6 protein-coding genes and 1 tRNA gene are annotated in these 6,360 nt (G+C 72.9%); 3 read left to right on the top strand and 4 right to left on the bottom strand.

Annotated elements, in window-relative coordinates; all coding sequences use genetic code 11:
• Positions 1-130: 130 nt before the first annotated feature.
• Positions 131-1,357: an MFS transporter gene (locus tag ACZ5CZ_RS37765; RefSeq protein ID WP_450786143.1), complete on the bottom strand. Its 1,227-nt coding sequence runs from the start codon at positions 1,355-1,357 to the stop codon at positions 131-133.
• 120 nt (positions 1,358-1,477) lie between these two features.
• Here ACZ5CZ_RS37765 and ACZ5CZ_RS37760 point away from each other — a divergent pair, with 120 nt between their 5' ends.
• A complete protein-coding gene (locus tag ACZ5CZ_RS37760) occupies positions 1,478-2,083 on the top strand; it encodes a CGNR zinc finger domain-containing protein (RefSeq protein WP_468949326.1) in 606 nt (201 codons plus the stop codon).
• A gap of 66 nt (positions 2,084-2,149) precedes the next feature.
• Here the strand turns inward: ACZ5CZ_RS37760 and ACZ5CZ_RS37755 are convergent.
• Together ACZ5CZ_RS37755 and ACZ5CZ_RS37750 are read right to left on the bottom strand one after the other, a co-directional pair.
• Positions 2,150-2,234: transfer RNA gene (locus ACZ5CZ_RS37755), tRNA-Leu, on the bottom strand.
• 123 nt (positions 2,235-2,357) lie between these two features.
• Positions 2,358-3,305, bottom strand: a complete 948-nt coding sequence (locus ACZ5CZ_RS37750) for a beta-ketoacyl-ACP synthase III (RefSeq protein WP_468949324.1) — start codon at positions 3,303-3,305, stop codon at positions 2,358-2,360.
• A 230-nt stretch (positions 3,306-3,535) separates the two neighbouring features.
• Between ACZ5CZ_RS37750 and fdhD the strand changes: the two genes are divergently transcribed.
• Complete coding sequence (gene fdhD, locus ACZ5CZ_RS37745; RefSeq protein ID WP_468949322.1) at positions 3,536-4,384, top strand: formate dehydrogenase accessory sulfurtransferase FdhD; 849 nt, start codon at positions 3,536-3,538, stop codon at positions 4,382-4,384.
• Between the two features lie 9 nt (positions 4,385-4,393).
• Here the strand turns inward: fdhD and ACZ5CZ_RS37740 are convergent, their stop codons facing one another.
• The gene (locus tag ACZ5CZ_RS37740) at positions 4,394-5,233 is read right to left on the bottom strand and encodes a LysR family transcriptional regulator (RefSeq protein WP_468949320.1); all 840 of its coding nucleotides are present in this window, start codon (positions 5,231-5,233) and stop codon (positions 4,394-4,396) included.
• Positions 5,234-5,387: 154 nt separating this feature from the next.
• Here ACZ5CZ_RS37740 and ACZ5CZ_RS37735 point away from each other — a divergent pair, with 154 nt between their 5' ends.
• Complete coding sequence (locus tag ACZ5CZ_RS37735; RefSeq protein ID WP_385842867.1) at positions 5,388-6,107, top strand: SDR family oxidoreductase; 720 nt, start codon at positions 5,388-5,390, stop codon at positions 6,105-6,107.
• Positions 6,108-6,360: the final 253 nt, after the last annotated feature.

Genomic DNA, 6,360 nt, shown 5'->3' with positions numbered 1-6,360 from the left:
ATTAGTGTGTTCGGAGCCCTTCTCGAGAACCCCCCCCCACCCTCCCCCCCCCCCCCCCCCCCCCCCCCCCACACCCCCCCCCCCCCCCCCCCCCCCCCCCCCCCCCCGCCCCCCGCCGCTGTTCACGCGCTCAACGTGGTGCGGTGACAGCAGGCTCCCCGGCCGGGGTGTCCTCCTGCGCCCGGCGCAGCCCCCGCCTGATCAGCAGGTGGCCCGCCTCGCCGATGAGCAGGCCGACGACGACGATCGCCGCGGACGGCACACCCAGGTAGCGCATGTCCACCACGTGATCGAGCAGGAATCCGCCGATCACCGGGGCGAGGGAGACACCGACGTAGTTCGCGGAGGAACTCAGCGAGATGGACATCTGGGCGACCGCCGGGTTCACCCCGGCGAGCCGGTGCTGGATCGGGACGAGCATCGCCCAGCCACAGGCACCCCACAGCATCACGGCGATGAAGGCGGTCACCAGGTGGCGGCTGGTCCACGGGGTCGTGGCGAAGACGGCGATCGCGATGACGCCGGCCGTGTTGATCACGACGCGGTTGCCGAACTTGTCGGTCAGCCGTCCGGACGTCATGTTTCCGACCACCGCCGCGACACCCCAGGCGAACAGCAACCAGGCCAGCCTCCTGCCGCTGCCGTCCGTGGCGGGCGCGAAGATCTGGCTGACGTAGGTGTACAGGATGAACAGGCCGCTGTAGCCGACCAGGACCAGCAGCAGCGTCAGAGCGATCCGCGGATCGGTGAGCGGCGACAGCCGCTGCTTGAGCGTGGCCGCCGGCGGGCTGGGCACGGAGGGCAGCGCCACGGAGATGGCGATCGCGGCCAGCACGCCGACCGCGGCGACGAAGACCATGGTGCCGCGCCAGTCGGTGAATCCGCTGATCGCGGTGCCGATGGGAGATCCGAGGGCAGTCGCGGCACTCAGGCCGCCGAACAGGATGGACAGGGCCGTGCCCCGCCGCTCCGGCCCGGCGAGCGCGACGACGACTCCGGCCGCGGTGGGAGTGAACATGGCACCGCCGAGCGCGGCCACCACCCGGAAGCCCATGGCCACCTCGAACGTGGGCGCGAGCCCGGTGCCGATGTTGCCCGCGATGAACACCAGCAGGCCGCTGATCAGCAGGAGCCTGCGGGGCACTCGGGCGGCGACGGCCGCCACGACGGGCGAGAGGATCGCGTAGGACAGCGCATACGCCGTGATCAGCTCCGCGCTCGTGGGCACGCCGACGTCCAGGTCCTTGGCCACGCTGGGCAGGATGCCCGCGACCACGAAGCTGTCCGTGCCGATGGCGAACATGCCGATGGCCAGCGTGATGAACCGCAAGATGAGGCCTTTGTCTGACTTTGCCATAAGAGATTCCCCTGGGGACGCGAAGCCGAGGCACCTAACGGTAAAGCATTGAATTCTCCGTTAGACATCATCAGACCTTACGCCATCCTCACGGGAAACCTCAAGTGTTACCGTTACGACATGGACGCTGCCGAAACCTCCACAGCGACGCCGCCGGCGCAGGTGCCGGGCGAGGAACACCACCACGCCCTGGCCCTGGTCAACACGGAGTTCAACCGCCCGAACGGCCCGTACGACGGGCTCCAGGACGGCCACGCAGCGCTCGCCTGGCTGGCCGAGCGCGACATGCCTCTCACCAGGGATGCGCTCAGCGAGCGCGAGACGGGGCGACTGCGCGAGCTGCGCCACTCCCTGAGGGAACTGCTCGACGCGCACGTCAAGGGCGCCCACCCCGATACGGCCGCCCTGTCCACGCTGAACAGCGCGCTCGCGGCGGCCCCGGCCGTGCGCGAGGTGCGCTGGGAGGACTCGGGGGCCGTGGTGGCGACGCGCCATCCGGCCGACGACCCCCTCGGCACGGCCATCACCGCCATCGCCGAGGACGGCGTGGATCTCCTCACCGGCCCGTCGAGCCGGCGCCTGGCCATGTGCGGGGCGCCCGGCTGCACCCGCCTCTTCATCCGCACCCACGGCGCCCGCCGCTGGTGCTCGGACCGCTGCGGCAACCGCGTCCGCGCGGCGCGCCACTATCTCGACCGCTCGGCCCGGCACAAGCGGTCGTCCTGACCGCAGAAAACGGCGAGGGCCCCGACCATCAGGTCGGGGCCCTCGCTTCCGTATCGCTACGGTATGTGTCCGAGGGGGGACTTGAACCCCCACGCCCGATAAAGGGCACTAGCACCTCAAGCTAGCGCGTCTGCCATTCCGCCACCCGGACTAGGTGTCTGCCGCCTTGCGGGGGCTGTTCCCCGCGGCGACATGGACAACAATACCAAGGTTTCGGAGTGCGTTTCACCTGCGTATCCGCGTGCACCGGGCGTGAGGGCGGGTGGCCGTCCGCTCAGGGGCACCGGACGACCTGGCCGGCGTACGACAGGTTCCCGCCGAAGCCGAAGAGCAGCACCGGGTCGCCGCTGGAGAGCGCTCCCTGTTCGAGGAGCTTGGAGAAGGCGAGCGGGATGCTCGCGGCGGAGGTGTTGCCGGACTCGGTGACATCGCGGGCGACGACGGCGTTGACCGCGCCCAGCTTCTGCGCGAGGGGTTCGATGATCCGCAGGTTGGCCTGGTGCAGGACGACCCCGGCGAGATCCTCGGGGGCCACGCCGGACCGCTCGCAGGCGCGGCGGGCGATGGCGGGCAGCTGGGTCGTCGCCCAGCGGTAGACGCTCTGGCCCTCCTGGGCGAACCGCGGCGGCGTGCCCTCGATGCGCACCGCGTGCCCCATCTCCGGCACCGACCCCCACAGCACCGGTCCGATGCCGGGCCGCTCCCCCGGCGGGCAGGCCTCGACGACGGCGGCGCCGGCCCCGTCGCCGACCAGCACACAGGTGGTGCGGTCGGTCCAATCGGTGACCTCGGACATCTTGTCGGCGCCGATGACCAGGGCCCGGGTGGCGGCGCCCGCCCGGACGGTGTGGTCGGCGGTGGCCAGCGCATGGGTGAATCCGGCGCACACGACGTTGACGTCCATCGCGGCGGGCTGCGGGATGCCGAGCCGGGCGGCGACCCGGGCGGCGGTGTTCGGCGAGCGGTCGATCGCCGTGGAGGTGGCGACGAGGACCAGGTCGACGTCGGCGGGGGTGAGGCCGGCCGCGGCGAGCGCCTTGGCGGCGGCATGGGCGGCCAGCTCGTCCACCGGCTCGTCGGGGCCGGCGATGTGCCGGGTGCGGATGCCCACCCGGCTGCGGATCCACTCGTCGCTCGTGTCGACCATGCCGGCCAGGTCCTCGTTGGTGAGCACCTTGGCGGGCTGGTAGTGACCGATGGCGGCGATGCGCGAGCCGTTCATGTCGGGGATCCCCCTCGTGGCCGTGGGTAGCGGGATCCACCAGTCTGTTCAGTGACTCACCGGTACGACGGCAGGTGAAGCCACAGGAATCGGGCGTCGGGATTGTCGGCTCCCGTCAGACACTCGGACATCCGTGCACCGGGGCACCCGGGGCGGGCTGCGCCCGGCCTCGCGGGTGCAGGACAATGTGTGCTGCTGCCAGCACACAGAGAACCGGGGCTGATCGGAACATGGGACGGGTCACGGAACGCCGCAGGGTCCTCCGCATCCGGGACGGGGCGGTCTCCTCCCGCGCGGACACGCTCGTCGCCGAGGAGCCGCTGGAGATCCGGCTGAACGGCAAGCCGCTCGCGATCACCATGCGGACGCCGGGTGACGACTTCGCGCTGGCCGCGGGGTTCCTGGTGAGCGAGGGCGTGCTGGCGACCGCGGCCGACCTCCAGAACATCGTCTACTGCGCGGGAGCGACCGCCGACGGGTCGAACACCTACAACGTGGTCGACGTCCGGACCGCCCCGGACGTGGTCCTGCCCGAGGTCACGCTGGAGCGCAACGTCTACACCACCTCCTCCTGCGGGCTGTGCGGCAAGGCGAGCCTGGACGCCGTACGGACCACCGCGCGCTGGCCGATCGCCGACACTCCCCCGGTGCGGGTCACCCCGGAGCTGCTGGCGGGCCTTCCGGACCGGTTGCGGGCGGCGCAGCGGGTCTTCGACCGGACCGGCGGTCTGCACGCGGCGGCCCTGTTCACCGAGGACGGGGAGCTGGTGGACGTACGGGAGGACGTGGGCCGGCACAACGCGGTCGACAAGCTGGTCGGCCGGGCTCTGCAAGACGGCGGTCTGCCGCTGTCCCGGACGCTGCTCCTGGTCTCCGGCCGGGCCTCCTTCGAGCTGGCGCAGAAGGCGGTGATGGCGGGGATCCCGCTGCTGGCGGCGGTGTCGGCGCCGTCGTCGCTGGCGGTGGACCTGGCGGCGGAGACCGGGCTGACGCTGGTGGGCTTTCTGCGGGGCGGGTCGATGAACGTGTACGCGGGCGAGGACCGTATCGCGCTGGAGGAGCACGCCGCCTCCGAGTGAGGGCGGCCCTCAGCCCTGCGTCTCGTCCGCTCCGGCCGCCGCCGCGGCCGCAGCCTCGGCGAACGCGGTGACCAGGGGTGAGGGGCGGCCGGCCGCCCAGGCGAGCAGGATCCGGTCGGGCTCGGCGTCGAGGACGGGGACGTAGGCGACGTCCGGGCGGGAGTACTGCTCGGCGACCGAGCGGGGGACGAGGGTGATGGCGGTGCCCGTCGCGATGCACTCGAACTTCTCCTCGACGGTCCGCAGCGGCAGGTCGTCCGGCCCCGGCGTGCGGTAGCTGAGCCAGGTCTCGTCGGCGAGGTCGGCGAGGGTGAGTTCCGGCTTTCCGGCGAAGCGGTGGGCGGCCGGCAGCATCACCACGCGCGGCTCGGTGTAGAGGGGCCGCAGTTCGAGGCCGTCCTCGCGGAGCGGGGCGCGTACGTAGGCGATGTCGACGGTGCCGTCGAGGACGGACGGTTCCTGGTCGTCCCATTCCAGGCGGCGGGCCCGGGTGTCGACGTCCGGGTGGGCGGCCCGGAAGGCGCGCAGGGCCGGGGTGACGACGATGCCGGCGCGGAAGCCGATGACGAGCCGCCGGCGCCCGCCCGCGGCACGCCGCACCCTGCGCTGCGCCCCCTCGGCGGCGACGAGCAAGTGCCGTGCCTCCGCGAGGAGTTGGTCTCCCGCGTCGGTCAGGGTCACACCGTGGCTGTCGCGGACGAACAGCTCGGCGCCCAACTCCTTCTCGAAGGCGCGGATCTGACGGCTGAGCACCGGCTGGGCGATGTGCAGCCGCTCGGCGGCCCGCCCGAAGTGCAGCAGTTCCGCCACGGCGGTGAAGTAGCGCAGCTTGCGCAGGTCCAGGTCCATGGCTGCTTCCCCGTGGGGTCGTACCGGCGGTGATGCCCTCAGGGTATCGCCGTGGCCGGAAGAGGTCTTGGACGACAGCACGCCCGTGGCCACAGGCTGGAGCGGCAGCCGGGAACCCGGCGGCGAGAACCAACGACGGGCAGGAGAACCGGTCATGGGGTTGCGGGGACAGCGTGTGGTCGTCATCGGCGGTACGTCGGGCATCGGGCTGGCGGTCGCCGAGGGCGCGGGACGGGAGGGCGCCGAGGTGGTCGTCGTCTCGCGCCGGCAGGAGAGTGTGGACGCGGCGCTGAAGCAGCTGCCGGAGGGCACCGAGGGACACGTGCTGGATGTGACGGACGAGGACGCGATCCGCGCGTTCTTCGCCCGGATCGGCGCGTTCGACCACCTGGTCTGTACGGCGGGTGAGCCGCTGCTGCTGGGCGGTGCGGCGGAGACGGACCTCGGGGAGGCCCGGCGGTTCCTCGACACGCGGCTGTGGGGTGCGTACGCGCTGGCGAAGCACGGCGCCGGGTCGGTGCGCGCGGGCGGTTCGGTGGTGCTCACGACCGGCACGGCGGGACGCCGGCCGGCCCCGGGCACGTCGGTGCTGGCGGCGCTGTGCGGGGCGGTGGAGTCGCTGACCCGGGCGCTGGCGCTGGAGCTGGCGCCGGTGCGGGTGAACGCGGTGGCGCCCGGCATGGTGCGCACCGAGCTGTGGCGCGAGCTGCCGGAGGAGCAGCGCGAGGGGCTGTACCGCGCTTCCGCCGAGTCGCTGCCGGTGGGCCGGGTCGGCGAGCCGGCGGACGTGGCGGAGGCGTACCTGTACCTGATGCGGGGTGCCTACAGCACCGGCTCGGTGGTGGTCGCGGACGGCGGCGGAACCCTGGTCTGACAGCAGCCCCCGGCCGCCGTACCCGCCCCGCGGTGCGGCGGCCACTGCGCTGAGCCCCGGGGGGACCGAGCGCCGCACCCACCCCGGAGAGCGCCGGCCGCCGCAGGAACCCCGAGGACGCCGGCGGCCGGGGCAATCGGCTACCCCCTGGGGGCGCGGGCCACCGCACCCAGCCCGGGGAGACCGGCGCCCTCGCCCAACCCGGGGAAGAACCGACCGCCACACCCACCCGGCGGGCCACCGGACACCGCCC

It is taken from the genome of Streptomyces sp. NPDC031418, from assembly GCF_055581605.1.
Note: the sequence above shows the minus strand (reverse complement) of the source record. Positions and strands in the feature narration are given on the sequence as shown.